This window comes from Streptomyces sp. NPDC044061 (genome assembly GCF_056434305.1).
Genome location: NZ_JBWKFL010000031.1, coordinates 82,027 through 108,204 on the forward strand (window position 1 = coordinate 82,027; position 26,178 = coordinate 108,204).

Consider the following 26,178-nt stretch of genomic DNA (forward strand, 5'->3'; position numbering starts at 1 on the left):
GCCCGGTGGTGTCGGCACGGCCTCGTCGAGCAGCTCGGTCGGGGCTCGAGACTTGACCGAACCGGCGATGTTGAGCGCCATGGCAGATGTGCCTGGTCCCGAAGAAAGGGCCATAGCCATACCGACGGGAGAGATCGTGGCCCGCACTCTTGCTGTTCCCCGCGTTGACGGTATGCGTGTTGGGCGCCAGAGCGCGGTTGTTGAGGAGGTCGGCGTGCGGGCGGCGGCGGTCTCAGCAACGCGTTCGCCTGTGCCGTGCCCGCAGCCGCCGATTCCGTCTTTGGTGTTGTGTCGGGACTACGAAGCCTCAGGACCCGAGGGTGTTTTCAGGTCGTCAGAGCATAAGCAGGAGCCGCGTGTTCGGTATCAGCTTCCGGTTCACGCTGGTGCTCTGGACGAAGATCGTAAAGTCGTCGTTGTGGTTCGGCTTGACGCGAACTTCCGCGTCTGGCAGGCCGAGCAGGGCACGGGCCTCGGGCCCCGTGTACACCCGGTCCGTCTTCTTCTCCAGCACGGCAATCTGCTTCTGCGCCTGGATCTTCTCCGACTTACTCAGCTGGTAGAACGCTCCACCGGTGCGGTAGGTGTGTCCGGATTCGATGACCCAGTCCCGGATCGCCGCGTCACGAGTCACCGGGATCAGCTGATACTCCGACGGATTCACCGGGGTGAGGCCGGCCGCCTTGATGGTGTCTTTGTTGACCGCCTCCGCACTGGTGGAGAACACCGCGCGCGACCCTCGGATGCCCTGGGTGCGACCCACCATGAATTTCTCGGTGGCCTCCTGGATGACCTGTCCGGCCTCCTCCAGGCCCTGTGTGCTCGTGGCGTCCCAAATGGCGATGTTGTCCTTGGGGAAACCGCACTGCATGGACTCGCGCTTGCCCATCTGGTCCGGCACGAGGACAGCCAGGGTCCAGTTGTCCTCCTGGGTCTTCATCATCTCCGCCACTGCCTCAACCAGTTCACGCGGGTCCTTGGTAGGGGCATCCGGGCAGCGGTGACTTGCGTTCTCCTGCCCGTCGGTGAGTATGAACGTCAGGAAGCTGTGGTCGCCGTACAGTTGAGCCGTCTGCGCCAGCTCCCGCTGAGACTTCAATGCGGCCGCCAGCAGAGCCGTCATTCCACCGACCCGATACAGCTGCTTCAGCGACGGCATCCGCAGCACGTCCTTGTCGTAGATGACGCACTCCACCTTGTCTGCGAAGACGTACACCGTGACACGGGTTTCCTGGTCCAGTTCCCTGGACCGGCGGGCAAGATACGCAATCTGCTGGTCGGCGACGTCGACGACCTTGCGGCTCAGGTGTGACATGGACGAACTGGCATCCAGTACAAGAGCAACGTGATTGATGTAGTTCTGGTTTCCGGCCATGACAGCTCCCCCTCTTTCCGACTTGATGCTCCTACTGTCTCACCCACCACTGACAATGGATCTTGGCTGCCAGGCCGCATGAGGAGCTCACCCGACCATGGGCGCGGCCGGGCGACCCCGGGCGCTCTCGCGGTCCTGGGCCTGTCTGTGCACCGGTCTGTCCGGCAGGTGCATCGGCCTGCCGGACGCGCCGGTGTACGGCTGAGCCGCGAGCACCCGCCTGACCCGGCCGCGCTCCGGGCGTCCGGCGAGTGGTGTGGTTCGAGCGGGCCGCACCGGCCGCTGCATCTCGTCGGGGCACAGTCACCGAGAGCGTGGGTGAGTGCGGCGGTGGAGCGGTTCCGTGCCGTGGAGGAGCACTGGGCACTGTCCTGGCGAACAGAGCACAGACTGCGCGAGGGAGTAAGGGGGAAGCGCAATGAGCGCCCGTATGCCCTGCAACTCGCGGAAGTAACTCCACTCTTGCCAGCTTGTGGGGGCTGAGTAAGGGCATTCGGTGGCCAGGAGGTTGATAACAATGGTTCCCCTGCTTCTGGTTCTTCTTCTGGCTCTGGTCCTCTTCGGTGCGGGCTTCGCGTTGAAGGCGCTGTGGTGGATCGCTGTGATCGTCCTGGCGCTGTGGCTGCTGGGCTTCGTGGTCCGGCCCGCTGGTAGCGGTGGCCGCAGGGGTCGCTGGTACCGCTGGTAGGCACCAGGCGCCTTACGAGGGATGTGACGAGGGGCCCGGCCGGAAACGGCCGGGCCCCACGTGCGCGGGAAAAGACACTGAGCCTTTTCCACTCTCAGTCCGAGCCGGCCGGATGCAGGGAGAGGACAGCTTGGACGAGGGCGGTGATGCGCGTGGTCGAGCAGCGGAGTTTGCGCAAGAGTCGCCAGGCCTTGAGGGTGGCGATGGCCTGCTCACCTTCAGCCGTGGGCCGGCTGAATGAGACAAGTCACGATGGCGACGACCGCCAAGATCCCGGCGATCACACGGAACCCCGTCGGACCGGGCCATGTGCGCCGCCTGGCCGCCGGCTGCAAATCCCACATGAGCCGCGCCACACCCCCGTAGTCGCACGCCACCAGGAGCAGCGCACCCACCGGTAGCACCCAGATCCACTCGATGTGCAACTTTTCTCCCTTCGCGCATCCAACGGCCGTTGGCCCGGAAGCCTCAAGGCGTCCACTCAACACCTCGAGCCGAGGTTGGAAAAGGCTCACTCTCCTCACAAGGAGGGGAAAGATCGGGCGTATCGGGCACATCGCAGGGTACGCGCACAGAGTGCCGGCCCCGCAGGCTCAGCAGTGGAACCTGCACCTCCAATGCCTGCGGGACCGGTGCATCGGCTCCCGCGCCCTGGGAGCCGGCCTCACCGCGGGGAACACGAGCGCACACAGACCGCACTCACCTGCGCTTCCCGCTGTCCTCACGCGGCCGACACCCGAGCGTTCCCGACGCAGCGGCCGATTGAGCCTTTCGACGGCTTCGCCGACATCCTGAGCCTGAACCAGGCCGGCAACTGCGGTCCGACACATGGTCTTCCAGTATCCGTGCGTCAGGGTGGTGGAGCAGTCCGGGCCGATGGTTGCTTGGGCACCGTGTACGGGCAGGACGCCTTCACGGTTGAGACGGTTGCGAATGCGCAGCTCCGACCCGAGTCGCCGGGGACCGCCCTCGTGTGCGACCGGGACGTCGAGGGGCCCGGTGGCCGTGGCGCGGCCCATGAGCCGTCGAGGTGCAACAGCCATCCGTGCGGGTGTCGCCGTCCTGCGCCTTCCGGTGGATGACTCCGTCAGAACTGGTCAGTTTTCGAGAAGCGCCGGTCACCCGGCCGCCCCTACCGTCGTAGGCATGAACTCCATCGACGCCGTCATCCTGGAGGTGGCCGACCTCACGGTCGCCACCCGCTTCTACTCCACTCTCCTCGGGCCGGACTCGCCGCACCTGCGCCTTCGCGCGTCGGGGGACGCCACGGCCGGCTTCCGCGGCTTCACGCTGTCGCTGGTGGTGTCCCAGCCAGGCAACGTCGACGCCCTCATCGCTGCTGCCCTCGATGCCGGTGCCACCCCCCTCAAGGCCGCCGCGAAGTCGCTGTGGGGCTACGGCGGGGTCGTCCAGGCCCCGGACGGTGCGATTGTGAAGATCGCGACGTCCGCGAAGAAGGACATCGGCCCGGTCACCCAGGACTTCGAGGAGTTCGTGCTGCTGCTGGGTGTCGAGGACGTGAAGGCCAGCAAGCAGTTCTACAGCGACCGGGGCCTGAGTGTGGGCAAGAGCTTCGGCGGCAAGTACGTCGAGTTCGCGACGGACCCGAGCCATGTCAAGCTCGCCCTGTACAAGCGCCGCGCTCTTGCCAAGGACGCGGGCGTCTCCGCCGAGGGCACCGGCTCGCACCGGCTCGCGCTCTCAGGCGCTGCCGGCCCCTGCAGAGATCTGGACGATTTCGTCTGGGAAGCCGGCGCCAGTACCCCGCTGACCGCTACGGCCTGAGCGGAACAACCACTTCCTGGCTGCGGGACAGCGTCCGGATCAGCACTGCCGACGTCCAACAGCTGAACAGGTCCTGGGACCTTCGGCGTCGAGCCGAGGCCGAGGCGGTCACGCCCGTCGACGTGCGGGACTCCATCCCGAACACCCTTCCCCTCACCCCGGGCTTTCCTCGGCCAGAGACATGACGAAGATCTTCAGCAGTACCCCACCGCGGTTCGCCTCGGCTTCGGGCAACTGATCAACAGCGCGTAATCTCCTCGCCTGGCACAAGGTCTTCACCTTACGGTCGGGGGAGATCGCATGCAGCGCAGATCTACACCGCTCGCCACGACTCTGGGCGCGGCGGCCCTGCTGTCCGCAGCCGCGGCATGGGGCACGGCTTGGTATCGATCCGGCGGGGACGCCCCGCGTCTGGACCTCTTGGTGCCGCTGGCCATGGCGGGGCTGTTCGTCGTGGGCTGGCTGCCGGCCTCTCGGTCAGCGCTCCCCGTGGAGCCGCTAGCGGCCACCGATCCTCCCCGAGAGGGGGTTCCGGGCAGGCTGGGGGCGGTGCCGCGACTGGGGATACGTCGTCGCGGCCTACCTGACCGTCTGGGTACCGTTCGTGGCCGCCTGCACCGCCAACGGCAGCCATATGGCGATCCTGGGAGACCTGTACGTCTTGCTCATCTGGGCCTTTGGCGCGGTACTGTCCCTGTACGCCTTCGTCCTGCTCAGGAACCAGCTCGGTCCAGGACAGCGCATCCTCAGGCGCGACGCGGCCGCGGGCAGCGTGCACGCGATTCGGGTTCGGTTCCGTGGCTCGGCACGGGAAAGCGGCGCCTACTGCATCGAACCGGAGCCCGAGAATGACGCCGACATGCAACGCACCATCCGGCTACAGGCCATGCCCGGCGCCAACTTCCGCACAGCCGTCGGCGACAAACACCTCGCTCAGGCTGCTGCCCGGCTCGTGGGTCACAGCGGCTGGCTGTGTTGGCCCACCCGTTGGCGGGGCAGTGCGGGCACCGACAGGCAGCGCAGGGCCGCGGCCGCCTTCGTCTCCGACTCCGGTCAAGTCGTTTGGGGTGTGACGCCGGACACGGACCACGGGAAGTATCTGCGTGCCGGTGCCGCATCCGTGCGGGAGACCGACACCACGCTCTCCGTCGGGCCGCTTCCTCGGCCTTCCCGGTACTCCCCGAGAATGCACACTCCCCGCCCTTGGCGTTGCGGCGGTCGGCGCTCTCCTCGCCATCCCGTACCTACTGGGTGTCGTACCGCACTGGGCCGGTCTGCTGCTTGGCCTGATATCGGGGATCGTGGGACTTTGCGCAGGAACGGCGATGAGCGTAGGCAACGTGAATCAGTGGCTGTGGTGCGTACGCAGTAGATGACGTTTGTCGCCGCGGTAAGGCCACGGGAGTGTCGAAGGCTGGGGCCGCGCCGGGTCGGGGTCGACCGCGCCGAGCCTGGCCTTCACCAGGCGGCCGTCTTCGTAGCAGGATCTTTTGAGGACCGACCTCAGGTGTTACGACGCCAAAGTCGCCTGCATGGCTTTCTTCAGCTTGCCGCTGAGCTGCCAGACTACGGCGGCTGACAGGGCGGCAGCGCAGATGTACAGGAGATTGCTCTCCATGACCTGCTGCAATGCCTGGCTGGTCTGGCTGACAGTGTGTGCCTGCTTCAGCGCGGACAGGGCGTCGGTGCCTGCGGCGCCCGCGGCGAGGACGGAGAACCACCAGAAGGTAAGCAGTGGGTGACCGCGCTCACGCCGTGTCGCCGGCCGGGCGGCGGCCCACAGGTCGTTGACGAACATCTTCAGCACGAACACATCGGCAATGGGAACCACCCAGCCGAAGAACAACCAGGCACGGCTGCGTCGCTGTCCCTCAGGCCAGAGGAGCTCCGCGAGGTCGCGCATGCGGGACATCCAGATGCTGAAGACCAGCACCGTCACGAGGGTGGCGCCGTTCCACCAGCCCCTCAGATTTCCGAACCATATGTCGGCGTTGATCAGCGGCAGCGCCTCGCTGCCGTCCGGCTGAGCCGGCAGTGGCGGTGCGTGCAGCACTTGGTACTTGTGCCACGCCGCTATCGCGGCCGCCGCAGTCAGCACTGCGTAGGCGGCGAGTATGCCGCACGTCCATCGGGTCAGCCCGCTCCGTGTCCCTGCAGCCCTGCCCACCCCACACCTCCTGGAGCCGCCTTTTGGAACTTCCTGCAGGTCGGCGGGGGATCTTAACCTCACGGGGCTGCGGAAGTCACGGGCCGGCATACCGAGCCGTGCCGACCGAGGCGCCGCGCGCCCAGCCCTGCCTCTCCGTGCCGATCACACCTCGTTGAAATCCTGGCCTCAGCACCGGCCCTCCCGTCCAGGACCGCCGCTCAAGCACTGTCGCGCCGGAGCTGCCCTTGGGAGGGCTGGTGGGCCGACCGGAGGCATGCGGCTCGCGAGAGTGCGGATGCCGTGGCTGGGTTGGGCCGCGGGAACACTGCTTCGGCGGGCGGTGAGGGAACGGCGCCGTGATACGGGCGGCGTTGGGTGATCCAGTGCAAGCACCGCCGTAACGGTGCCAGCGGCTCGGCCGTGGGCACCCCGGATCTGCAGGTCCTCAACGGCACCGCCCGCCAGGTGTACACGCGGACGTCGCAGTGATCGTCACGGTCACTCGGGTGGCGGTGCCGGCCGTGGTCTTCGCGCAGGAGCAGCGGCTGCATGTGGTGGAGGGGCAGACACTCGGGCTGTGGGCGGCCGACTCCTGTCCGCTGTGGGCCGTGCCGCCCCTGCCCAAGCCCTCCCAAGGTGAACAACCCTTGGCTGAGCCACCGTCAGCGCATGTCGTAACGACTGCGCAGAGCGGTGGTCGCGAGGAATCCTGTCGCGGCGGCAGTGATAAGGGCACACAGGGAGAGGAAGAACGTGTTGCGGTGCATCGGCCGGCCTTTCTCACGTGGGTCTTGGCTGCCGTGGACAACGGTGACGGTCCGACTTTCGGTTCGTTCGCGCCGCACGGACAACCCGCATGGACGCGTCCAACCGGCACCTCGGCCCCACAGACAGGGCGTCAGTTGCAGCAGCGCGCCCCTTCAGCGGGCGCCGGACTCAATGGAGGGTCTGGTTGCCTCTGTCGCTCGTGGCGGGGAGGTGTCGGTCTGCTGCAGTTCGGCCAGGAGCTGGTTCCGTCCGGCCAGGAGCTCAGTGAGGATGCGGCGAGCCGCACGCAGGAGTTCGGCTACATCGCCACCGGCGAGCGCGTACGTGACGGTGGAGCCCTCCCGTGTGGACACGACGATGCCCGCACGACGCAGGACGGCCAGCTGTTGCGAGAGGCTGGAGGGCTCGATTTCGATGTCGGCGAGCAAGTCCCGTACAGGCACTGGGCCGTGCTGCAGCAGCTCCAGGACCCTGATGCGCGTCGGATGCCCAAGCATGCGGAAGAACTCTGCTTTGGCTTGATAAAGAGGAACCTGCATAGCGTTCTTCCTGCCTGTCTAGTGGCCTCTCATGGCGCGGCCGTGCTCCGGGGACGCAGCCGCGCCATGAGTCCTGCCTGTTCATTTTTCTCGGTCCGGGCGGCTCCCGTTCATCAATTGTCGTCCTCTCCATATGATGGCTTGAAGAAGTCTTCAATTTGTGAGCGTGCGTCAGCCCGGCCTCCAGGAGGGGGCCTAGACCTCGAGTTGTTCTTCGATCCGCTTGAGCTGATGGCGTGCCATGGCCAGGTTCGAGCGGGCCTTGTCGATCACGAGGTAGAGGAACAGGCCGTTTCCGTCCCGGCCGGTCACCAGTCGGATGAGGTGGTATTGCCCATCCAGCGTGATCAGGATGTCCTCGATCTGGCTCTTGAGCCCGAGAAGCTCCATGGTGCGCACCTTGGCGCGGATCACGTCCGTGTTCCCGGCCGCGGCGACCGTCAGGTCCAGGTCCTTGCCCCCGCCCAGGGTGCCGAGGGCCATGCCGCTGGTGTAGTCGACGACAGCCGCCCCCAGCGCCCCCTCGACCCCGGTCACCATTTCCTTCAACGCCACTTCCACAGTCGCCATTGGCGCCCTCCCCTTGGTTTCGGCTGCGGCTGGCTCCGTTTCCGGGCCCGCCCGTGATCGCACCGTATGCGCACCGGCCCGTCGCGGGAGAAACCTGATCAAGAACGGCCCAAGATGATCGATGAGACTTCTAATGCGGTAATCCGGCGATCGGAATTGTCGGATCGTCCGGGGGTGGGGAATGGGGCTGCCGTTGGGTTCGACGCCGTGAGGGTCACAGTTCTCCGCCGGAAAATCTGTAGCGGCGGGCTGCGGAGGGGGTGGCGTCGGTGTGCCGTGCTCCCGTATTGATGCCGCTCGTCGAGGGCCGGTTGGCGGGAGCCCGGGCAGGGGCCTGGGCTGCTGTCGCACCCGGGGGATAACCCCCGGGCGGCCCTGGGGAATGCCTCGCACGCAGAGGGTGGCTGGCAGGCTTCTTCAGGTCGCGGGGCCGACGAAAGACTTTCGGGCATGACGACAACGCCCGATGTCTCCTTGACGCCCCAGTCTGCTCCTGCCTTCACAGAGGGGTCTGGTGCCGAGGGCGGCAGCGACTTCGCACGGCTCTCGCAACGCATAGCCGCGGCCGGCCTGATGCGTCGGCGTTCCGGTTACTACGCAGCGCGCATCGGCCTGGTGGGCGCACTGTACGCCGCAGGTTGGGGGACCTTCTTCGTTCTGGGTGACACCTGGGGGCAACTGGCCGTGGCGGCCTTCTTGGCCTTCGTGTTCGGCCAGGTCGCCCTGCTTGCGCATGACCTGGCCCACCGGCAGGTCTTTCGGCGGCGCCGGCCCAGCGAGATCATGGGCAGGCTGTTCGGGAATCTCGGCGTCGGCATGAGCTATGGCTGGTGGATGAACAAGCACACGCGGCACCACGCCAACCCCAATCACGAGGACCTGGACCCCGATGTCGCCCCCGACATCCTGGTGTGGTCCACCGACCAGGCGCGTGCCAGCCATGGTGTGGCGCGTGTGATCGGTGGCCACCAGGCCCTGTCGTTCTTCCCGTTGCTGACCCTCGAAGGCTTCAACCTGCACGTGGCGAGCCTGCGGGCGCTGCGTTCGCCGTACATGAAGAAGCGAGCGCTGGAGGGAGCCCTGCTCCTGCTGCACATCGCGGGTCTGCTGTCCGCCCTGTTCCTGGTTCTCTCGCCGGGCAAGGCGTTGGCGTGTCTGGCGCTGAATCAGTGCCTGTTCGGTGTGTATCTCGGCTGCACCTTCGCCCCGAACCACAAGGGTATGCCCACCTTCACCGGTGACGAGCGGCCCGACTTCCTGCGACGCCAGGTCCTCACCTCCCGCAATGTGCGTGGCGGCTTGTTCACCGACGTGATGCTCGGAGGCCTCAACTACCAGATCGAACACCACCTGTTCCCCAGCATGCCCACGCCCCATCTGCGCCGGGCCCAGGCCATCGTGCGGCAGTACTGCGCCGAAATCGGGGTGCCCTACCACGAGACCGGACTGATCCGCTCCTACCGAGAGGCCCTGACCCACCTGCACCGGGTGGGAGAGCCGATCAGGCAGCAGCGCAGGGCACGGTGACACGTCGGGCCGAGTGAGTCAGAAACCTCGTTGCGGGGGACGGGTTCCTACGGGTGCGGGCAATCCCGTCCGGCCGGTTACCGCCGCTGCACCGCCCGCTAGTGGCCACCGTCCCGCTGCATTCCCGGGCATCAGGTTCCGTGCCCAGCCGCAACCGGAGGCCGGCCGGCCGCCGACCACACCGCGCCCTTCCTGCCCGTGGAGCCGGGGGAGTGGGACATCCCGCGTGTGCCGCTGCGCCATGACTGCGCCCTCACGCCGTCCCTGTCCTCACCGCCCAGTTGTGCACCACACGTCGGCGCTGCACTGTACAAGGACACCGACCGGCGTGCGCACCGGCCGCCGCCGACAGCGCTCTGGGCGCGCAGATGCTTCCACCCCCCCGCCAGGACGAGCAGCAATCCCGGACAGCATCGGCACTGGGATCCTTCGTTTGGATCACGGGGCCGACCAGAGGAAGCCGCCGGCGATGTGGAGTCCGTCCGGCTCGGTAGATCATCGCGGTCCTCTCGTAGCGGGGCGCGGTGCCTTGCCACTGCTTCAGGCGATTGGTGCACCGTTCGACCGTGCTGCGGAGCAGACACTCACTCGTCACGGTCCTGAACGATGGTGCCCCGGTGGTAGGGGATCCTTCACCCGCCACTGTCGTACCGCGTTCAGGACCACTGATCGAACGCGGCAAGTACAGCCTTGATCCCATCCTCCCAAGTGGGGAAGAAGCCCCGGATCTGGGAGAGTGATACCGCCTGCCGGCGATCGCGACCGTCCATCGCGTGGACGACGTGGTTGAACGACGTCTCTGTGGACACGTGTCCCACCCTGGTGAAGCCGCAGTCTCCCGGGTCCGGGTCGGTGCACACGAACACGAAGTTGGTATTCCGCAGCATGCCGGGCTCCGGATCGGGCGAGACGAGGAACAGATCCCTCCGATCCACCTCGTCGCGCACCCGACGATCGATCTTCGACACGTCCACTGCTGCCATTGCAAGCACCACCAGGCTCACCGGGTCCACCCCATTGGTGGCCGATCACAGTCTGGGCGGCGGGTGGGGACGGTTGCAACCGGTCGCGGCCAAGTCCGTTTTGCAGAGCGAGAGTTGACGACCGGTCGGCTCAATCCCTTCAGCCCACGGCGCGCCGATGCCATCATGGTCGCCATGTCTTCACAGGCCTTACAGCGGCTCGCAGAGCGGGACGGCATCCGTATCTACAGCGCCCAGCCGATGCCCGGGGGGTGGAACGTCCATCTCACCTACCCCGCTTCGAAGTTCGAGGAACTCGGGGCAGCCCCGGACGATCCGATCTGCATTCCCGCCTGGCCCTGCCTGGTGCGCCGCTCGCCCAGCGTAGGAGATGTGCTGGCGGAATGGTTCGCCACGGTCGCAGGGCAGGGCCCGGAAAGGCCACCGCGCGAGGTGGTGGCTGCGCTGAACGAGGACATCCGGCTCCTGCTGGGCGGCAAGTACAACGAGTACAAACGCGCCTCCGGGCACGCCTAGGCCGGTCACGAAGCGCAGCGGGACCAGGCGGGTGGGGTCGTCGTCTGGCAGGGCGGCGGCGCCACCGCGTGACCAGCACTTTCACAACACGCCCGAGGTAGTTTCGTTTGGATCGGTCGTTCGTCCGGACGTGCCATTGACGGACGTGCAATGGGTGCGGATCGAGCCGTTGCTCCCGTCCCGGACGTCGAAGCGGGGTGGCCGGTGGCGGGATTGCCTTCAGGCGATCGACGCGATCGCCTTCAACGGGCAAAGCGAACACAGTGCCCCGATGCCAGGAGCATCGCGGGCGTGCTCGCCACCGACCTCGACGACCTCGCCACAGTGCTCGACCAGCGCTTCCTGCACGCAGCAGGTACGCGGCAGCAGGTCCTGGCCGCCTGCGCCTGCGACCACGAGAGTCCCTGAGCGAGACGGGAGAGGCGAGTCGGCCCGGGGCTGGGGGATGTGCCGACGCCGGTTGTCGGCCGATGCTGTCGCGAGGCCACTGGTCGACGGTTGCCTCGCCGGCACCGGGCCTCACCGTCCATGAGTCACGAGCCCTGGGAACAATAAGCGTGCCAAGTGGCCCTACGATCGCGGCGCCCAGCCGAACGCTTGTGTCGGACGAATTGAGTGAGCCCATGAGCGATGACGTTCTGTCGATCATTCCGACCGACCCCCAGTGGCAGCCCGACCGGGCGGCGGCCGAGCGGACCGCTGCCCTCGTCACAGACCTGGCTCCCGGCCTTCCCGATGGCGCCGAGGTCGAGATCGACGTCACCTGGTACGACACCCTCGCCCCTGTCGACTGCGGCGCCAACCTGAAACGGATCGGCTGCCGGCACTGCGGTGCCTCGATCGACACCGAGTGGTACGCCGACCTGCTCGAAATCCACTGTGAGGACGGCTTCACCACCTTGGCCGTGGAAGTGCCCTGCTGTGGCGCCGCGACATCGCTGGACGTGTTGGACTACGACTGGCCGTGCGGTTTCGCCCGGTTCGAGATCGCCATCTGGAACCCCGAGCGTGCCTGGTTCGGCAACGAGGAACTGGCCACCATCGCCGGCGCGCTGGGGCACCCCGTGAAGCAGATCAGAGCGCACATCTGACTCACGCCTCAGCAGGAAACCCAAGTGCAGCCGTCCAGTCCAACGTCACAGCGGTGCGCGTTGCTCCCTTGGGTCAGAGGCCGGTGGGGTGCCGAAGCCAGGGTGGCCCGGTGTGCGACTGTATCGACGAGATGCTCCGAGAGGGCCTTCATACGCCGGACAGGCAGCGGCACACCGTCACCGGAATCTTCCACCGGTTGGTCGAGGAACATGGAGCGAACGTCACTGGTCTATGGCAGGCCGGCACGTTTGGCCATCACCCGCAGCGCCTCGCCCAGCGCGCTGCGCTGGTCCTGCGTCAGACCGGTCATGAGCTCCTCGTCCAGGTCCTGCGCCAGCATCGAGCACCGGTCCAGCAGGCCCTGACCGTCTTCGGTGAGCGTCAGTACCTGCCGTCGGCGATCCTGTGGATCGCGGACTCGCTGAACCGCGCCGAGGTTCTCCAAGTGGTCGGCCAGGGAGACCACGAGACTGGGCGCGATGCCCATCCGTGCGGCCAGTTGCTGCTGGGATGCCGCGGCGGCGAGGCTGAGAGCGGTCATGAGGCCGACGTGCTTGGGCTTGAGTCCCAGCTCTTCGACTTCTTCTGCGAACCGCTCGGTGGCCCTCGTGCCCAGAATGCCGAGCCTGAACACCATGGTTGAGGTCAGGCCCGAAGTACCGGCGGTCGCCGCCCTGTTGACATCGCTCATGCGGAGAATGGTAACTTCTCATTATCGTTCACGGCCAGAATGATTCACGGGGTGATGTAACTGTGAGTGTGTCCACTGTCCAGAGTGTCCTCGTGGCGGCCAACAGCCTCGCCACCCTCATCTCGGCAGGCTTCTGCCTCGCCGGAATGATCAGGCCCGGCCTCGCCCTGCCCGGGGGCACGGCCGTCAACGGAGGCACCCATCTCTACGCGAACGCCTACGGAGCCCGGGCGATCCCCCTTGCGGCTGTCACCCTCGCCCTGTTCGCCATGGGTGCCGACCGCTCCACCGTCGCCCCCGTGCTCGCCGTCGCCGGCCTGGCCCAGATCGGCGACGCCGCGATCGGCGTGCAGCAGCGCAACAAGGGCATGGCCGTCAGTGCCGGCGTCCTTGGCATCCTTCACCTGACGTCGGCGAGCTGGTTCCACGCGCACTGAACGCTCAGCAGAGAGCGGCGCGCCGTGTGGCCCGGGCACCCGGGCCGTCTCGCGTGTCGAGCCCCAGGCCGCAAGCCGGGTCGGGGACGCGATCTCGATACGCCGCCGGCTGCCCCTCACTCCCATCGCTGGAGACCCCTGCTACTCACTTTCGGGTGAACGCGTTCGCGGCGGTCGGGTGCGCCCCGCGCCGACGGCCCGTCACCCCGTTCCAGGTCACCGGCGAATTGGGTTCGCGAGGTGGCGGAATAGGGCCGCGTCAGGTGCCCGGCCGGTAGCCCACGGTTGTCTGGTGACCTTTCGCAGCGAACTTGAGAGATCATCACCGATGGTTGAGCGCGTAGGGCTCGGTGCCAGTGGCTCGGGCCGGACGGTCGAAGACCGGGGGCGTCCTCCTTGGGAGACGCGGTTGCGCCGGTGGACGGCCTGGTCCTTCCCTAAGGGATGACGGCCTTGATGCCGTGTCGGCGCAGGCAGCGCGATTACGACGGGAGGGGTAACGCCTTGTCGGCCAGGACACGGGCAGGCCGTTTGCGGGGACGGCCGACGCCCCGACGACGGACGCGGATGGATTCCGGCACCACAGCCCTTCGTCCACAGGAATGATCTGCACCAGCCCGCGCCCAAAGACCACGGGCACGATCTAGGTGTATTGACCTGAAGCGTTGTTCACACGGCTGATCGGTGGCTGGCCGCCGAGTGCGGTGTGGCAGCGGTGGTGGTTGTAGGTGTGGAGGAAGTCTGCCAGGGCCGTCGTTCGTTCGGTGTTGCTGGTGTAGGGGCGGACGTAGGCCCATTCGTCGAGCAGGGTGCGGTTGAAGCGTTCGACCTTGCCGTTGGTCTGCGGCCGGTAGATGCGGGTGAGCTTGCCGGTCGCGCCGAGGTCGGCAAGTGCCTGCTGCCAGGCGAAGCTCTTGCGGTAGGGCCAGGCGTTGTCGGTCAGGACCCCTTCGACGCGGTCGATGCCGCAGGTGGCGAAGAAGACGGCCGCCCGCCGCAGGAAGGCTGCGCAGGTGGCGGCCTTCTCGTCGCTGTGGATCTCGCTGCAGGCCAGGCGGGTGTGGTCGTCGACGGCGGAGTGGACGTAGTCGAAGCCCATGCCGTTGCGATTGGCCCGGCCTGTCTGGCGGCCGAGAGCTTTGTGGCCGCCGCCCTCGGGGATGCGGCCGAGTTTCTTGACGTCCACGTGGACCAGCTCGCCGGGCCTGGCCCGTTCGTAGCGTCGGATCACTTCTCCGGTGGGCCGGTCCAGGAAGGCAAGACGGTTCAGCCGGTGCCGGGTCAGGATGCGGTGCACAGTGGAGGCGGGCAGGCCCAGAATCGGGCCGATGCGGGCCGGGCCCAGCTTGCGGTCCCGCCGCAGCCGGCAGACGCGCGCCTCGGTGGCGGCCGCGGTCCGGTGCGGTGTCCTGCGCGGACGGCTGGAACGGTCGGTCAGTCCGGCTTCCCCTTCCTGCCTGAACCGGCGCACCCACTTGTGTGCCGTGGTGCGGGAAATACCCATCTCTGCCGCGACATGTGCCACGGCTCGGCCGGAGCGGACACGCTCGACAAGCAGTCGCCTGCCAAACGCGGTCAGCCGGGCATTACGGCGGGACACGAAGACCTCCGTGTGGTGCAGTCCTAGACAGCTCCACCACACCGGAGGTCTTCGCCATGATCAAGACCCCGGCCCTGTTAACAACGCTCGTGATCAATACACCTAGGTCCGGGGTGACTACCCGGACGAGTCCGCCGTGATCGATGACGGAGGAGCCCGAGCAGACCCCGATCTCGCGTCGCCGGCCACGGAGTGCACCAACAGCGGTGGGCGATGGAGCAGCTACTCCGACGTGCTGGCCAATCCGGCGCTGTTGGAATGAGCGATCACCGCCAACTCCGCTAGGCCCGCTGCGGGACGGTAGGCGCCGAGCACTGCCGTCGTCGATGCCACCGTTTGGACACAGGCCTTGCCGCCGGGCCCCAGAGCCCACTGCTTCGAGGCAGCAGGGTCCTCGGCGGAGCCGCCCGCGCGCTTCAGTAGCGGTCGTCCTGTGGGCTCAGGTGGCCAGCAGGCCGCCGTCGATGTGCAGGTCGTGGGCGTTGATACCGGTGTTGCGGAGAAGGAAGTCCGTGGCGTCGGCGATCTCGGCCATGGTGACCAGCCGTCCGATCGGCGTCTGCGCCGAGTGGGGTGGGTTGGGGACGTCGCGCCACTTGGGGCTGTCGCCGATCAGGCCCGGGTGGAGGGCGTTGACGCGGTGCGGCGCGATTTCCACCGCGAGTGTCCTGATCAGGCCCGTGATCCCGGCGTTGAAGGTGGAGACGATCGTCGAGCCGGGGTAGGGGCGCTCCTTGGCGAGTCCGCCGAAGAGTACGACGGAGGCGTGCGGGGCGAACCGGTCGCGCAGCACACGGACGGTCTCCGCGTAGCCGACGAGTTTCATGGTCACGGCGGAAACCGCATCCGTGATGCTGAACTGCGCCAGGGTGTTTGCCGCTTGGCCGACAGCGGTGATCACGAGGTGGTCCACCTCCGTCACGTCCGCCAGCGAGGCGCTGATCGTCTCGGGGTGGGCGAGGTCGAGGGCCAGCCCGCGGGTGCTGCCCCCGATCCGGGCGGCCACGACCTCGGCGCGCGCCTTGTCCCTGCTGGTGACGATGACGTCGTCGCCACGGCCTGCGAAGTGCTCGGCGATGACACTGCCCAGCCCGCCGCTTCCGCCGACGATGAGGGTGCTGGTCATGCGGTGACCGTCCTTTCCTGCTCGGTGGCCTTCAGATCCTGCTCGGTGGCCTTCAGGCTTCTCAGGGTGGCTTCGGCCTGCTCGCGCATGGCCGGGACGAGGTCCAGGGCGGCCGGTGGCAGATTCGCCGTGACCACCGCGAGTTCGGCGGGGGAGCCCACCTGCTCGAAGAAGCCGATGTTGAGGTGCGCGCCCACAGGTGGGGCCGAGGCGATGACCGCACGGGAGAACTGCGCCCAGGCGTCGTCGGACATGTGCGCCTCAAGGGCAGGGAGGAGCAGCGGCTCCTCATGTTCGAGGTGGGTGTGTACCAGGTCGCGTATGGCCACGGCCGCGGAGATCAGCGGCGCCCGGCCGGCGTCGTCGCGCACGGGAGCGGCGGCCAGCGCGTCCAGCGACGCATCCAGTGCGTCGTGCTCAGCTTCGAGCCCGGCCAGTCTGGTGGCGGCAGCGGGATCGGCGGCAGTCAACTGCGGCCACAGCACGTCGTCTTCGCTCTCGTGATGGTGCCGCAGCGCCGCAACGACGAAGTCACGCAACTCCTCCAGCGCGGCGGAGGGCGCGGCAGGCCTCTGCGCCGCTTCCGCCAGCAAGGACGTCGCCGCCCGATGCATCTTGTGCAGCAGCCGGGTCTCGACGGCCGCCGCTGATTCCGGCCCCTGAACGCTCACCACAGTCTCCCCAACGCTCACGATGGGCTCCCTCCCCGCTCGTTAATATCCACATGGATACTAACGTAGCAGTGGCGACAGGCGACGTGTCGCAGCGCCGTAGAGTGATCACATGAAGGAGGCGCCGTGAACGACGCAGAGCCAGCGAGCGAGTCGGCCGACGAGCCGCCACGCAGGCGCCGTCGGGATCCCGAGGGGCACCGGGCGGCCATCATCGAGGCGGCCCGCCACACCTTCGCCGAGCGCGGCTACGCCCGTACGACGCTCCGGGAGATCGCGCGCCGGGCCGGAGTCACACACGGCCTGATCACACGTCACTTCGCCTCCAAGGAACGGCTCTTCCTCGCGGCGGTGCCGGGCAATCGTGACCTGGAGCAAGTCGCGGCAGGTGACCCCGAGACGCTGCCGGACCGGATCGCCGACGCCTTCGTACGGCGCCTGGAGACCGGCGCCGTCAACGACCCGCTGATCGCCCTTCTGCGCAGTGCCGCGTCCGACGAACGCTCCGCCGCCCATCTCCTTGTGGCGATGCAGGAGCACAGTGCCATCGTCTACCGCTCCGTCCTGTCACCCGGTGAATCCGAGCTGCCGGACGACGACTTGGACACGCGCGTGGCGTTGGTGGGGGCGCAGATGATCGGAGTGGCCTTCAGTCGCTATATCGCGCGCACCGAACCGCTCGCCTCGATGCCGCCCGACCGACTCACCGAGCACTTTACCCGGATACTGCGGCAGATTCTCTTCGGCTGACTTCCTGTCCGGGAAGGTGATTTATTCCGACAGTCGGTCGATTTAATCCGAACCGATGTCCTTGCGGGGCCTCTTCGGGGAAGCCACTGTTGCGGGGCAAGGAGAGATCGCCTCTCCGGCAAGTGGCGGACACCTTCCGCGGTGAGGCAAAAGCAGGTACGCAATGGTCGACGACAAACTCCACCAGCCCGAAACTGAGTTGCAGCAGAGACGAACCGTGGGCACGTGGTTGGCCCGTGGATTCTTGTGGATCCTGGCCTCGGCCCTGGTTCTCTTCACGGCCGTCCTCGCCTGGGCTGTCACCACCTTCGGCGGTGGCTGGTACCTGCTGTTGGCCGCGTTCCGCTATATGGTCCCGCTGCCGCTCTGGTATTTCCTCGCCGACCGCAGACGCGGAGAAAGCATTCCCCGAAGAGACCCACGGTTGTAGGGCCGGATTAGGGCCTGCGTGATGTCGTGATCAATCTTGCCGAACCGGATCCGCATGGAGGGTGGGTCCGGTAGGGAGAGAGGTGTGACGCGCAGGGAACTTACCGACGAGCAGTGGGAGTTGATCGAGCCGTTCCTGCCGATTGGCGAGTACGGCCCGTATCCCGAGCGGCTGCGGGAGCAGTTCCAGGGGGTGATCTGGCGGTTCCGCACCAGCAGCCAGTGGCGGGAGATGCCCGGCGAGTTCGGCCCGTGGCCGACGGTCTACGGCCGCTTCCGGGTGTGGAGGGACGCCGGTGTCTTCACCGCACTGCTGGAAGGCGTGATCGCCGAGGCCGCCCGCCAGGGCAAGACGGACTTGTCCCTGGTCAGCGTGGACTCCACCACCGCCCGCGCCCACCACGACGCCGCGGGGATGGCTGTCGGCAAGGAGGTCATGGACGCCCTTGCGGAAGCCGCTGCCGAGCAGGAGCGGACCGGCAAAAGGGGGCGGCCCGCCGGAACAGAACAGTCAGGACGGCTGTGCCGAGCCCGAGCGGGAAGAGCGGCGGCACATCAGGCGACGGCGCAAGCTCCGCTTGAAGGAAGCTCTGCTCGGCAGATCCCGTGGTGGGCTGACGAGCAAGGTTCATCTCGCCGCAGACCGCAAATGCCGTCCCTTGTCCCTCGTGCTGACCGCAGGACAGGCTACTGACAGCCCTCAGTTCGTCCCCGTGCTGCAGAAGGTGCGCATCCGTCTTCCCGTCGGCCGGCCCCGAACCCGGCCTGATGCTGTGGCCGCAGACAAAGCCTACTCATCTCGCGCCAACCGCTCTTACCTGCGTAAACGCAACATCAAAGCGGTCATCCCGGAGAAGAAGGACCAGGCCGCCAAACGGAAGAAGAAGGACTTCACGGGCGGTCGGCCCGTCTGCCACGACGCCGATCTCTACAAGGAGCGGAACACTGTCGAGCATCTGATCAACAAGCTGAAGGCCTGGCGGGGCATCGCGACTCGATATGACAAGACGCCCGAGAGCTACCTCGCCGGCCTCCACCTCCGTGCCTCGATGATCTGGATCAGCGACCTCCTGGAGGCAACTGGCTGATCACGACATCACACAGGCCCTAGGGGAGGCGGGCCAGCAAGTGCGCGTCGAGGAAGCCCCGCTCGGAGGCCGGATCGTGGAGCAGCCGGGCGAACGGAACGAGCCCGGCCCCGGCCAGCAACTCGGCGAACCGGTCCACCGGCCAGCTGTAGGCGGGCGTCACCTTGTGGTCGAAGCGGACCGGCTCCGGTCCGTCGGTCGCGAAGAACGAGACCAGGAGCAGGCCCCCTGGCGCCAGGACACGTACCTGTTCGGCGAGCAGCGCGGGCAATTCCCCGGGCGGGGTATGGATCATCGAGTAGTGGGCCAGCACGCCGCCGAGTGTGCCGTCCTCGACCGGCAGGGCCTCCATCCGCGCCTCGTCGAAGCGCAGCGCCGGATGGGACCGCCGGGCGTGGTCGATCATGGCTGGGGAGAGGTCGAGCCCGAAGGCGTCGACCCCCAGGTCATGCAGCATGGCCGTCAGATGTCCAGGCCCGCACCCGACGTCGACCGCACGCGGGTTCCCCGTCCCGCGCACGAGCTCGGCGAAGGTGCCGATCATGTTCCGCGAGAACGGCCGCGTCTCCAACTGATTGGCGAACATCGACGCATACAGCTCGACGACCCCGTCGTAGGCCGCCCTGGTCTCGTCCTGGTGCTCCATCACGGGGAAGGAAGCTAGCATCCGCGCACGTTCGCAGCTTCTCCGGCCTTGTGCCGCCCGCATCCCTTGGGGAATGGGTGTCCGGTCACGTCATCACGGGAACTGGCCCCGGCCTCAAGGCGGTTGCACAGTCCCATCGTTGGGTGATGTGCGCACACCATATCGACCGCCCAGCCGATCTCGACGCGGTACGTGAGTCCTCTGACCGTGTGGCCGACAACTATGCCCACCATGGTGGTGACGACGGGATTTGGCGACTTCCGCAGCCTCCATGGCTCAAAAGGCATCAATCGACCTTCGCTGACAGCGTGCGCGGGCTCGGGCCTGGCCTCGACGTCGGCCGCGGGCCCGGAACGGTGACCGCCTGCCTTGCCGAGAACTGCGGCTCCCTACGGATGAGCGAAGCGGGCCGGGTCTGGTCGTCATGGCCAAGCGCTGTGCGGCTACTTGAAGTCCAAGACTTCACGCCGTTTCTGACCGTTGAGAAGATCACCACCATGACCATCTCGTTCCGCATCGCCCGAATCCTCGGTGACCGTGCCTTCGCTGAGGTCGGTGAACCCGTCCTCGCCGTCGACGACGAGGGCCGCGGCCTGCTGGCAGTGGCAGGCACGCACGTGGCAGTGGCGGGCGTGCCCGAGTTCGGCAGTACTGCGCCGGTTGGTGTCTACGGCACCGATGATCTGGCCTGCCGTGCCCTTCTCCGTGCGCGTTACCCCGTACACGCGATGGCTTTCCACCCCACGCTCCCCCTCCTGGCCGTCGGCACGGGCGGCTACGACGGCGGTTACTTCTTCGAAGGGGAACTGCTCCTGCTGGATCTGGAAACGGGTGGCGCCACGTCGCTCATCGAACACGAGCTGGGCCGCCAGGTCCTGGGCCTGGAATGGCTCGACGAACAGGAAATGCGCGTGCTGATGGCACCGCCTGACGACTGGCAGGACAAGGAGGCGTGGAGCGAGGGGCACGTCGCGGTGGTTCGTCGTGCTGACTGGAGGGTCGTACCGCCTCGGTCGATCACCGGACCTGACCTGGCCGGACCACGGGTAGCGGCCCCGCGAACCGACCGTCGAGAGGACGCCCGCCGGACGGTCTCCGGTCTGAGTACGAGCTGGGACCCACGCCGCAACGTCCGCGCGGTCGAGGAACTGTCCGACGGCAGGATCGTGGCGACGCTCGACGGGGTCCAGCTGGAGTCCTGGCTGCCCTCGGGGCGACGGCAGTGGTCTGTCCGGGATGACGATGGGGGCGGCCGTGACATTGTCGTCGCCGCGGATGGGCGATCGGCCTGGGTCGGTCTGGTGCGGCCTCCTTGGGGGGAGGATGCCCAGGCCGTGGTCCGGCTCGCGCTCCAGGACGGGGCGCAGCTCGACCACCTCACTCCCTCCGGCCCGGTGTCCCTGGTGCGATGTGCCGACGGCCTGCCCGCCCTCGCACCCGCCGGGCGCAACGGGGAGCGGAGCAGGTTGCGTATCCGGCGTGGCAGCCGGATCTACTTTAGGGAAACCGTTTGTACGAAGGACGGGCAGAACCTTGGACCGGGTGAAGCCTGGCTTGCGGCAGCGGAACTGAAGTCCATACCGGTCGCCGAACGTCCGTGTGAGCCGACTGGCGCGGAGGTCAATCGGTTGTTTCCCTACTCCTGGAAGCCAGGTGAGACACATTTCGCCGGCCCCGGCGTGGAGACCACAGACGGTGACCTGATATACGCCGGCACCGTCTACCACGGCCACGGGTTGCAGCCCGGCGGCTCGTTCGTCGTGCGGCGCGCGGTGACCAGTGCAGAGCCGACTTGGGTCTTTCGGACAGACCGCAAGGCCACGGATCTCGACCACGACACGGAGACCGCCTATGTCACGTACGACGACGGCGAGATCGTCGGGCTCGACCTCCGTGACGGCAGCGTTCGCCGGCGTCGGCACCTGGCTGTTGCCGGAGTGCCCGTCGTGGCGACCACGCTGACCGTTGCCGATCCCGGTCGGCTGCTCATCGGCACCACCGACGGGCGACTCCTGGACTGCTCGACTGTCTGACGAACTCCTGCACGGAAGGCCGTGGCACGTCGAGGTCTCTGCGGCGGCCACGGCAGACTCCGGACCGCGCGATGGTTGACAGCCATTGTTCCCTACCAGTTAGCTTCCGGTAACACATGGTTACTGGGGCAACTGGAGGCGGATCCATGCTGTCGAGATTACTGGCGTCCGTGGGCGTTGCCGCCGCGCTGGTCCTGGGTGTAGTCAGCACACCGGCCAACGCGACAGTGGGGAGCAGCAGGTTCCAGAACCAGGTCGGAGGGCTGTGCCTCGATTACCGGGCTGACTGGGGCGTCTACGTCACCGGCTGCAACACCGGCGCTTACCAGAAGTGGTGGTGGAACCGTGACGCCGGTACTTCCACCCCGCTCAAGCAGGATGCGAGCGGTCTGTGCCTCGGGCTGAGCAACAACAGGCCGACGCTGTCCAAGTGCGGCGGGTCGCACCAGCAGTGGATCCTGCGGTACACGACGGGAAGCTCCATCCCGATGATCGTCAACATGGACACCGGCTACTGCCTCGCGCAGTTGGCGAACCATCTGGTCTCGGCGGCGAACTGCACTGGAGGCAACTCCCAGCGCTGGAAGATCGCCTGACGAACACACACGAGCTGATCGTGTCGTCACCGTCGCCGCTGATGCAGTCCCGCAATCGCACAGGCGGCCCCCTGAAGGGGCTGCCGGCGCCCGCCCGTCGGCGCGAGTGCGTCGGGGTTTCCAGCAGGGAGAGGTTGTCCCGGGAGTGGCTGCTGGAGAGGGAGTTGAGGTCTCGGCTGGTGCGTCCAAGTGGTGTGCCCGACAGCGGATGTGTGTTCCGGTCAGTTGCGTAGTTCGAGTGTCCATTCGCCGAGTGATCTGACGTGCAGGAGCGAGTTCGATATGCGGTACGGGCCGGACGTTGCGGTGATTTTGCGGTGAGGGAATAGGTTCTCGTCCAGTACGAAGACATGGAACATGGTGCCCGACCCGGCGGTCACCAGCTCGCATTCCGGCCCGGTGTGACGTACGACTTCGTACCAGGCCCCGTGGGTGCGTGCGCCGAGCACCGGGGCCGTGCTGAGCGGTGCCGGCTCAAGACGCCACTTCGTGCCCTCGACGGCCTTGACGACCACGAAGCAGGAGCCGCCCGGATCGACCCATACGGGGCCGAGGACGGGACGGCGGCGACGGTTGGTGTCGGCGATGACCGCCCACTTTCCGTACGGGTGGTTCAGGGCGACGGCGACCAGGTTGTCGTCCTCGCCCAGTGATGTGCGCCGAACGGTCATCAGAGTGGGAGCTCCCTGATAACGCAGGACCGCGGATCCCTTGCCCTCGGTGGGGCCGGTGAGCAGGGGCGCCTCTTCTTCGGGGAGCAGGCGCAGCGTCCACTGGCCCTTGTGCCGGACGCGTATGGTCTGCTCGGCCTGACCCGCCTGAAGGCCATGGTGATGCCGCGGGTGCCGTATTCGCGGCCGTTGAGCCAGTCGCTCTCGTCGCCGTACTCGTCGACGATCTTCACCTGATTTCTGGCCAGGAAGCCCGGGGCTTCAGCCCCGGGAAGAATGGCTTCCTCGGTGCGGAGCCGCGCAGCGGCGGAGTTCGCTTCGTTGTGTCTGTAGGGCAACTTGTCCTCTCGTGATCAGTCCTCCTGGTGTGACCTGTGTGGAAATTGTTGCGTAGGTGAAGTTGGTGCCTGCGTCCGCTTATGACGCGGACGCACTGGCAGCGACCCTGCGCGCCTGCAAGGCCGCGAACTGGGTGTCCGAAACGGCATACGCCCGGGGCCTGTTCCGCCGGAATGAGTTGCAGGAGGCGGTGTACTACGACACCAAGGCCACGTTTGATCTCGCCGCACAGCCCGCTGTCCGCGTGATCAAGAAGGTGGTGGACGCCTACGCCACCCTGAAGGCGAACATCAAGGTGGGGGAACCTCGGCCGGAAAGGCCTCGGGCGCCGCACTGGCCGGTTCCGCGCGCTGCGGGACCGCTGACGCCGAACGCCTGACCCTTTTCGGCCCACTGCCCACCTGCTCCAGAAACGCACCTCACTGCGCCGGTGCGGCACCGGCGCGCAAGTAGTTTGCATAGTCATCCTTCCGGGATCTGCTCCCGGAAAGGAGCGGCCGCCGGCAGCGGCTGTACGGGCGGTGCCGACCGGGAGGCCGGCAGCCGGCCCACGACGAAGACCTCAGCCGCTCCCTGTGCGGCAGTCCTGCTGTCGGCGGCCTCTCCGGGAGCTCCCTGCGAACGGCCACTGCGCCGACTTGGCGCGCACCCGAAGGGTCAGGGCTCTGCCCTTGAAACGTCCCGGGCCTGACATTCGCTCAGCTCCGAATGGGTGACGATAAGTCAGATAATCACTCTTCGGGCTGGGTGGGGAACAACTCACCCCACTTCCATGGGATTTGATCGAAATTCAGCCAGGAGGCTGGTGCGCCTCTGTCCCTCGTTCGGCCCCTGGGGAGGGCATGTCCTGACATGTGGGATATGCCCTTTCCGGAGATAGTTAGTACGTTCAATGACGTGCCGACTGCCCCGGCCGACCCCTCTCAGACGGGAGAGATGCATGCGCAAGACCCGGTCCACCACTGTCACCGCGGCCGCCATCGCCGTCGTGGCCCTGGCCACAGGCGGCATCACCTACGCCTCGGCGTCCTCCCGGCCGACCGCCCAGACACCGGCCGCCGAGCCGGATGCCCAGCAAGGAGATGCCCAGCCGGATGCCCAGCAAGGGGATGTCCCGCCGCCGGCCCCCGGGGGGCCGGGCGCCCCGCAACCGGTGGCCCCCAACGGATCTTTCCTCGGCACCGGCACCGGCACCGGCATCGGCATCGCCCCCGGCACCGGCACCGCTGGGAAGGGCAACGAGGGCACCGTCGCCATCGGAGGTGTTTCGGGCAATATCGGCAACCTGGGCAACGTGGGTCGCAACAACAACGAGGGCCACCGGGGTGAGAGGGGCCATGAGGAGGAGGAAGGCCGGATTCAGATCAACGAGCGGACGTACTCCAGTAACCCGGGCGACTGCATCGCCGTGGTCCTCCTGAATTCTGCCAACAGTCTGAACATCCGCAACGACAGCCGCCGTGCCGTCGAAGTTTTCGACGGACCTGTGTGCGACAACGGTGCCCCCATCGCCACGGTGGGACCCCACGACGACGCCTTCGGCGTGACGCCCAACGGCGCACTGGCCAGCTTCTGGGTGACCGATGCGGGCCGTGGCCGCGACCGGTGGTGAGTAAGCGCAGGAGTGCACATGGGTGGATGCGCACCCTCCGCTGCATTGTCCGTGCGGTGCTGCCGCCGGCGAGAATCTCGCCGTCACGCTGAAGGGCGAGTTGCGCCAGGTCCTCGTCGGTGCTGCCCGCACCGACGTTGGACGTGGGACAACATGGCGTCGGCCGCGACCCCGGCCAGTAGGCGACGCGCTGGCACGTGCGGGATCAGCCGGTGCGGTTCATGGACGTCCTGAGCGGCGTCGATGTGCCGCTGGACGCGCCTGTACGTCCACCCGGGCGCCGTGACCCGTGACCGGCGCGCAGAAGGTTTCCCGAAGTTGGCCGGCGATCCCTGTGGCGGAGAGGGCAGGATTCGAACCTGCGTGGGCCCCCGAGGGGCCCGACCGTGAGGCGAGCTCGCTGGTCCCCGATCAACCACTCCGGGCACCTCTCCTCGTTCCCGGCCCGATGTCTGTGCCGGACCGTTCACGTGAAGAAGACTGGCAGTAGCCCCTGACGGGTCTCTGATGTGCTCCTGACGCGGTCGCCGGTCACTCGACGCCGGTGCCTCGAGGTGGAAGAAGCCGGTGGGATGCCGGCGTGGTCGAATCCAGCAGCTCGGGGGCGGCGAGATGCGGGATCGACCTCGGATGCCGTCTACGGCTTCAGCAGAAGCCGGCGAGTATGAAGGTGAGGTCCCCGGAGCCGGTATCGACGTCCGCCACTACGCGGACCCGGGTCCCGCCGCGCACCGTGTGGGGCGCCACGCCGACGATGCTGGCTTGCAGCCGGAATCCCTCGCGCATGTCGATCAGGAAGAGCTTGTGGGAGGCGTTGTTCCGGCGCCTCAACGAGCGGCTGACGGTTCCGGTGCCGTGACTGCGCTCCACTCCAGGTCGGAAGAGCTGCAGGCAGGGCAGAAGACGCGCCGGAAGGCGGGTGACCGGCACCAGCGACAGCGCTGGAAGTACAGGGCACCGTCCTGGAGTCCGCCGAACCAGTTCCGCCGGCCACCGTCGGCGAGTTCGGTCTCTGTCGGTCGGCCTGGGGCGACGCTCACCGCTGACCGCTTGGCGATCAGAGGCGCACAGAACATGCTGACGATTTCAATGGGGGACATCATGGACACGTATGTCACCTCGGGGAGCTGCCGGTGTCGTATGTCTATGTGCGCAGGGGGGCGAGGCCGGGAGCACAGTCAGCGCACAGCCCTTTCCTCACCACCGACGCCCACCGAGTTCCCCTGGTGCACACCGAACTCGAAGAGGCCGGGGCGTCACGGCTTCAACGCCGTCGGCAAGTTCTCGGCAGGTCCAGCGCCGACCGTCGGCACGTGACGGCGCCTCCGAGGAGCCCGAGGCGCCGCTGAGACGCGGTGTCGCCCGAAGGGCTCCTGCCGAGAACCGATGAGTTTGATGAGGCCTCAGCCCTTGCGGGTCTTGATCTCCTCGGTGAGCTGCGGGACGACGTCGAAGAGGTCGCCGACGACGCCGTAGTCGACGAGGTCGAAGATCGGG

26 protein-coding genes and 4 pseudogenes are annotated in these 26,178 nt (G+C 67.2%); 15 read left to right on the forward strand and 15 right to left on the reverse strand.

Annotated features, from left to right (window positions below; genetic code table 11):
* Positions 1-334: 334 nt before the first annotated feature.
* Positions 335-1,375 carry a vWA domain-containing protein gene (locus tag AC07CM_RS36910; protein ID WP_478880864.1) on the reverse strand — a complete coding sequence of 347 codons (1,041 nt, stop codon included), beginning with the start codon at positions 1,373-1,375 and terminating at the stop codon, positions 335-337.
* A gap of 517 nt (positions 1,376-1,892) precedes the next feature.
* Here AC07CM_RS36910 and AC07CM_RS36915 point away from each other — a divergent pair.
* The gene (locus AC07CM_RS36915) at positions 1,893-2,063 is read left to right on the forward strand and encodes a hydrophobic protein (protein ID WP_478880865.1); all 171 of its coding nucleotides are present in this window, start codon (positions 1,893-1,895) and stop codon (positions 2,061-2,063) included.
* A gap of 94 nt (positions 2,064-2,157) precedes the next feature.
* On the opposite strand, the pseudogene AC07CM_RS36920 reads toward AC07CM_RS36915, so the two are convergent.
* Positions 2,158-2,277: pseudogene (locus AC07CM_RS36920) on the reverse strand (IS5/IS1182 family transposase); the annotation flags it as partial.
* 932 nt (positions 2,278-3,209) lie between these two features.
* On the opposite strand from AC07CM_RS36920, the gene AC07CM_RS36925 reads away from it, so the two are divergent.
* Entirely contained in the window at positions 3,210-3,848 is a 639-nt protein-coding gene (locus AC07CM_RS36925) for a VOC family protein (protein WP_478880866.1), read from the forward strand.
* Between the two features lie 1,510 nt (positions 3,849-5,358).
* Here AC07CM_RS36925 and AC07CM_RS36930 read toward each other — a convergent pair.
* Positions 5,359-5,901: a DUF4328 domain-containing protein gene (locus tag AC07CM_RS36930; protein ID WP_478880867.1), complete on the reverse strand. Its 543-nt coding sequence runs from the start codon at positions 5,899-5,901 to the stop codon at positions 5,359-5,361.
* Between the two features lie 456 nt (positions 5,902-6,357).
* Here AC07CM_RS36930 and AC07CM_RS36935 point away from each other — a divergent pair.
* Positions 6,358-6,629 (forward strand): annotated as a pseudogene (locus AC07CM_RS36935) (restriction endonuclease); the annotation flags it as partial.
* Positions 6,630-6,917: 288 nt separating this feature from the next.
* Here the strand turns inward: AC07CM_RS36935 and AC07CM_RS36940 are convergent.
* Positions 6,918-7,304: an ArsR/SmtB family transcription factor gene (locus AC07CM_RS36940; protein WP_478880868.1), complete on the reverse strand. Its 387-nt coding sequence runs from the start codon at positions 7,302-7,304 to the stop codon at positions 6,918-6,920.
* Between the two features lie 195 nt (positions 7,305-7,499).
* Positions 7,500-7,874 (reverse strand): roadblock/LC7 domain-containing protein, encoded by a 375-nt coding sequence (locus AC07CM_RS36945; RefSeq protein ID WP_478880869.1) that lies wholly within the window; start codon positions 7,872-7,874, stop codon positions 7,500-7,502.
* A gap of 450 nt (positions 7,875-8,324) precedes the next feature.
* Between AC07CM_RS36945 and AC07CM_RS36950 the strand changes: the two genes are divergently transcribed.
* Positions 8,325-9,401 carry a fatty acid desaturase family protein gene (locus AC07CM_RS36950; protein WP_478880870.1) on the forward strand — a complete coding sequence of 359 codons (1,077 nt, stop codon included), beginning with the start codon at positions 8,325-8,327 and terminating at the stop codon, positions 9,399-9,401.
* Between the two features lie 656 nt (positions 9,402-10,057).
* On the opposite strand, the gene AC07CM_RS36955 is transcribed toward AC07CM_RS36950, so the two are convergent.
* Positions 10,058-10,405 (reverse strand): hypothetical protein, encoded by a 348-nt coding sequence (locus tag AC07CM_RS36955; RefSeq protein WP_478880871.1) that lies wholly within the window; start codon positions 10,403-10,405, stop codon positions 10,058-10,060.
* Positions 10,406-10,558: 153 nt separating this feature from the next.
* Here AC07CM_RS36955 and AC07CM_RS36960 point away from each other — a divergent pair, with 153 nt between their 5' ends.
* Both AC07CM_RS36960 and AC07CM_RS36965 read left to right on the forward strand, forming a co-directional pair.
* Positions 10,559-10,900, forward strand: a complete 342-nt coding sequence (locus AC07CM_RS36960) for a hypothetical protein (protein WP_478880872.1) — start codon at positions 10,559-10,561, stop codon at positions 10,898-10,900.
* Between the two features lie 623 nt (positions 10,901-11,523).
* Positions 11,524-11,991: a hypothetical protein gene (locus AC07CM_RS36965; RefSeq protein ID WP_478880873.1), complete on the forward strand. Its 468-nt coding sequence runs from the start codon at positions 11,524-11,526 to the stop codon at positions 11,989-11,991.
* 230 nt (positions 11,992-12,221) lie between these two features.
* On the opposite strand, the gene AC07CM_RS36970 is transcribed toward AC07CM_RS36965, so the two are convergent.
* Complete coding sequence (locus AC07CM_RS36970; protein ID WP_478880874.1) at positions 12,222-12,683, reverse strand: MarR family winged helix-turn-helix transcriptional regulator; 462 nt, start codon at positions 12,681-12,683, stop codon at positions 12,222-12,224.
* Positions 12,684-12,775: 92 nt separating this feature from the next.
* Here AC07CM_RS36970 and AC07CM_RS36975 point away from each other — a divergent pair, with 92 nt between their 5' ends.
* On the forward strand, positions 12,776-13,120 hold the full coding sequence (locus tag AC07CM_RS36975) for a hypothetical protein (protein ID WP_478880875.1): 345 nt from the start codon (positions 12,776-12,778) through the stop codon (positions 13,118-13,120).
* Positions 13,121-13,763: 643 nt separating this feature from the next.
* Here the strand turns inward: AC07CM_RS36975 and AC07CM_RS36980 are convergent.
* The 3 genes from AC07CM_RS36980 to AC07CM_RS36990 form a co-directional block, all read right to left on the reverse strand.
* Entirely contained in the window at positions 13,764-14,720 is a 957-nt protein-coding gene (locus tag AC07CM_RS36980; RefSeq protein WP_478880876.1) for an IS481 family transposase, read from the reverse strand.
* A 439-nt stretch (positions 14,721-15,159) separates the two neighbouring features.
* Positions 15,160-15,846 carry an SDR family oxidoreductase gene (locus AC07CM_RS36985; protein WP_478880877.1) on the reverse strand — a complete coding sequence of 229 codons (687 nt, stop codon included), beginning with the start codon at positions 15,844-15,846 and terminating at the stop codon, positions 15,160-15,162.
* A complete protein-coding gene (locus AC07CM_RS36990; protein ID WP_478880878.1) occupies positions 15,843-16,517 on the reverse strand; it encodes a hemerythrin domain-containing protein in 675 nt (224 codons plus the stop codon). The genes AC07CM_RS36985 and AC07CM_RS36990 overlap by 4 nt, the downstream gene beginning before the upstream one ends.
* 126 nt (positions 16,518-16,643) lie before the next feature.
* On the opposite strand from AC07CM_RS36990, the gene AC07CM_RS36995 reads away from it, so the two are divergent.
* The 3 genes and pseudogenes from AC07CM_RS36995 (at position 16,644) to AC07CM_RS37005 (ending at position 18,784) form a co-directional block, all read left to right on the forward strand.
* Positions 16,644-17,267 (forward strand): TetR/AcrR family transcriptional regulator, encoded by a 624-nt coding sequence (locus AC07CM_RS36995; RefSeq protein ID WP_478880879.1) that lies wholly within the window; start codon positions 16,644-16,646, stop codon positions 17,265-17,267.
* 163 nt (positions 17,268-17,430) lie between these two features.
* Positions 17,431-17,697: a hypothetical protein gene (locus AC07CM_RS37000; protein WP_478880880.1), complete on the forward strand. Its 267-nt coding sequence runs from the start codon at positions 17,431-17,433 to the stop codon at positions 17,695-17,697.
* An 84-nt stretch (positions 17,698-17,781) separates the two neighbouring features.
* Positions 17,782-18,784, forward strand: a pseudogene (locus AC07CM_RS37005) (IS5 family transposase).
* A gap of 19 nt (positions 18,785-18,803) precedes the next feature.
* Here the strand turns inward: AC07CM_RS37005 and AC07CM_RS37010 are convergent.
* Positions 18,804-19,433: a class I SAM-dependent methyltransferase gene (locus AC07CM_RS37010; RefSeq protein ID WP_478880881.1), complete on the reverse strand. Its 630-nt coding sequence runs from the start codon at positions 19,431-19,433 to the stop codon at positions 18,804-18,806.
* Positions 19,434-19,639: 206 nt separating this feature from the next.
* On the opposite strand from AC07CM_RS37010, the gene AC07CM_RS37015 reads away from it, so the two are divergent.
* A complete protein-coding gene (locus AC07CM_RS37015; protein WP_478880882.1) occupies positions 19,640-21,463 on the forward strand; it encodes a PQQ-binding-like beta-propeller repeat protein in 1,824 nt (607 codons plus the stop codon).
* A gap of 146 nt (positions 21,464-21,609) precedes the next feature.
* A complete protein-coding gene (locus AC07CM_RS37020) occupies positions 21,610-22,059 on the forward strand; it encodes an RICIN domain-containing protein (RefSeq protein ID WP_478880883.1) in 450 nt (149 codons plus the stop codon).
* A 221-nt stretch (positions 22,060-22,280) separates the two neighbouring features.
* Here the strand turns inward: AC07CM_RS37020 and AC07CM_RS37025 are convergent, their stop codons facing one another.
* Positions 22,281-22,730: a hypothetical protein gene (locus tag AC07CM_RS37025; protein WP_478880884.1), complete on the reverse strand. Its 450-nt coding sequence runs from the start codon at positions 22,728-22,730 to the stop codon at positions 22,281-22,283.
* Between the two features lie 111 nt (positions 22,731-22,841).
* Here AC07CM_RS37025 and AC07CM_RS37030 point away from each other — a divergent pair, with 111 nt between their 5' ends.
* The 3 genes from AC07CM_RS37030 (at position 22,842) to AC07CM_RS37040 (ending at position 24,681) form a co-directional block, all read left to right on the forward strand.
* Positions 22,842-22,967, forward strand: a complete 126-nt coding sequence (locus AC07CM_RS37030) for a hypothetical protein (RefSeq protein WP_478880885.1) — start codon at positions 22,842-22,844, stop codon at positions 22,965-22,967.
* A 166-nt stretch (positions 22,968-23,133) separates the two neighbouring features.
* Entirely contained in the window at positions 23,134-23,448 is a 315-nt protein-coding gene (locus AC07CM_RS37035; RefSeq protein ID WP_478880886.1) for a hypothetical protein, read from the forward strand.
* A 561-nt stretch (positions 23,449-24,009) separates the two neighbouring features.
* Complete coding sequence (locus tag AC07CM_RS37040; RefSeq protein WP_478880887.1) at positions 24,010-24,681, forward strand: hypothetical protein; 672 nt, start codon at positions 24,010-24,012, stop codon at positions 24,679-24,681.
* 335 nt (positions 24,682-25,016) lie between these two features.
* On the opposite strand, the pseudogene AC07CM_RS37045 reads toward AC07CM_RS37040, so the two are convergent.
* The 3 genes and pseudogenes from AC07CM_RS37045 to AC07CM_RS37055 all read right to left on the reverse strand — a co-directional run bounded on the left by AC07CM_RS37045 (position 25,017) and on the right by AC07CM_RS37055 (position 25,784).
* A pseudogene (locus AC07CM_RS37045) lies at positions 25,017-25,115 on the reverse strand.
* A gap of 211 nt (positions 25,116-25,326) precedes the next feature.
* Positions 25,327-25,551 (reverse strand): hypothetical protein, encoded by a 225-nt coding sequence (locus AC07CM_RS37050; protein WP_478880893.1) that lies wholly within the window; start codon positions 25,549-25,551, stop codon positions 25,327-25,329.
* Positions 25,509-25,784, reverse strand: a complete 276-nt coding sequence (locus AC07CM_RS37055; protein WP_478880888.1) for a zinc ribbon domain-containing protein — start codon at positions 25,782-25,784, stop codon at positions 25,509-25,511. The genes AC07CM_RS37050 and AC07CM_RS37055 overlap by 43 nt, the downstream gene beginning before the upstream one ends.
* Positions 25,785-26,178: the final 394 nt, after the last annotated feature.

What these genes read in the sequence shown, in the direction of transcription:
- AC07CM_RS37055 (WP_478880888.1), bottom strand. Translation starts at nt 25,784, where the DNA reads ATGATGTCCCCCATTGAAATCGTCAGCATGTTCTGTGCGCCTCTGATC.
- AC07CM_RS37040 (WP_478880887.1), top strand. Translation starts at nt 24,010, where the DNA reads ATGCGCAAGACCCGGTCCACCACTGTCACCGCGGCCGCCATCGCCGTC.
- AC07CM_RS36940 (WP_478880868.1), bottom strand. Translation starts at nt 7,304, where the DNA reads ATGCAGGTTCCTCTTTATCAAGCCAAAGCAGAGTTCTTCCGCATGCTT.
- AC07CM_RS36915 (WP_478880865.1), top strand. Translation starts at nt 1,893, where the DNA reads ATGGTTCCCCTGCTTCTGGTTCTTCTTCTGGCTCTGGTCCTCTTCGGT.
- AC07CM_RS37000 (WP_478880880.1), top strand. Translation starts at nt 17,431, where the DNA reads ATGGTCGACGACAAACTCCACCAGCCCGAAACTGAGTTGCAGCAGAGA.
- AC07CM_RS36960 (WP_478880872.1), top strand. Translation starts at nt 10,559, where the DNA reads ATGTCTTCACAGGCCTTACAGCGGCTCGCAGAGCGGGACGGCATCCGT.
- AC07CM_RS36985 (WP_478880877.1), bottom strand. Translation starts at nt 15,846, where the DNA reads ATGACCAGCACCCTCATCGTCGGCGGAAGCGGCGGGCTGGGCAGTGTC.
- AC07CM_RS36965 (WP_478880873.1), top strand. Translation starts at nt 11,524, where the DNA reads ATGAGCGATGACGTTCTGTCGATCATTCCGACCGACCCCCAGTGGCAG.
- AC07CM_RS37025 (WP_478880884.1), bottom strand. Translation starts at nt 22,730, where the DNA reads ATGACCGTTCGGCGCACATCACTGGGCGAGGACGACAACCTGGTCGCC.
- AC07CM_RS36945 (WP_478880869.1), bottom strand. Translation starts at nt 7,874, where the DNA reads ATGGCGACTGTGGAAGTGGCGTTGAAGGAAATGGTGACCGGGGTCGAG.
- AC07CM_RS37020 (WP_478880883.1), top strand. Translation starts at nt 21,610, where the DNA reads ATGCTGTCGAGATTACTGGCGTCCGTGGGCGTTGCCGCCGCGCTGGTC.
- AC07CM_RS36970 (WP_478880874.1), bottom strand. Translation starts at nt 12,683, where the DNA reads ATGAGCGATGTCAACAGGGCGGCGACCGCCGGTACTTCGGGCCTGACC.
- AC07CM_RS36950 (WP_478880870.1), top strand. Translation starts at nt 8,325, where the DNA reads ATGACGACAACGCCCGATGTCTCCTTGACGCCCCAGTCTGCTCCTGCC.
- AC07CM_RS36910 (WP_478880864.1), bottom strand. Translation starts at nt 1,375, where the DNA reads ATGGCCGGAAACCAGAACTACATCAATCACGTTGCTCTTGTACTGGAT.
- AC07CM_RS36925 (WP_478880866.1), top strand. Translation starts at nt 3,210, where the DNA reads ATGAACTCCATCGACGCCGTCATCCTGGAGGTGGCCGACCTCACGGTC.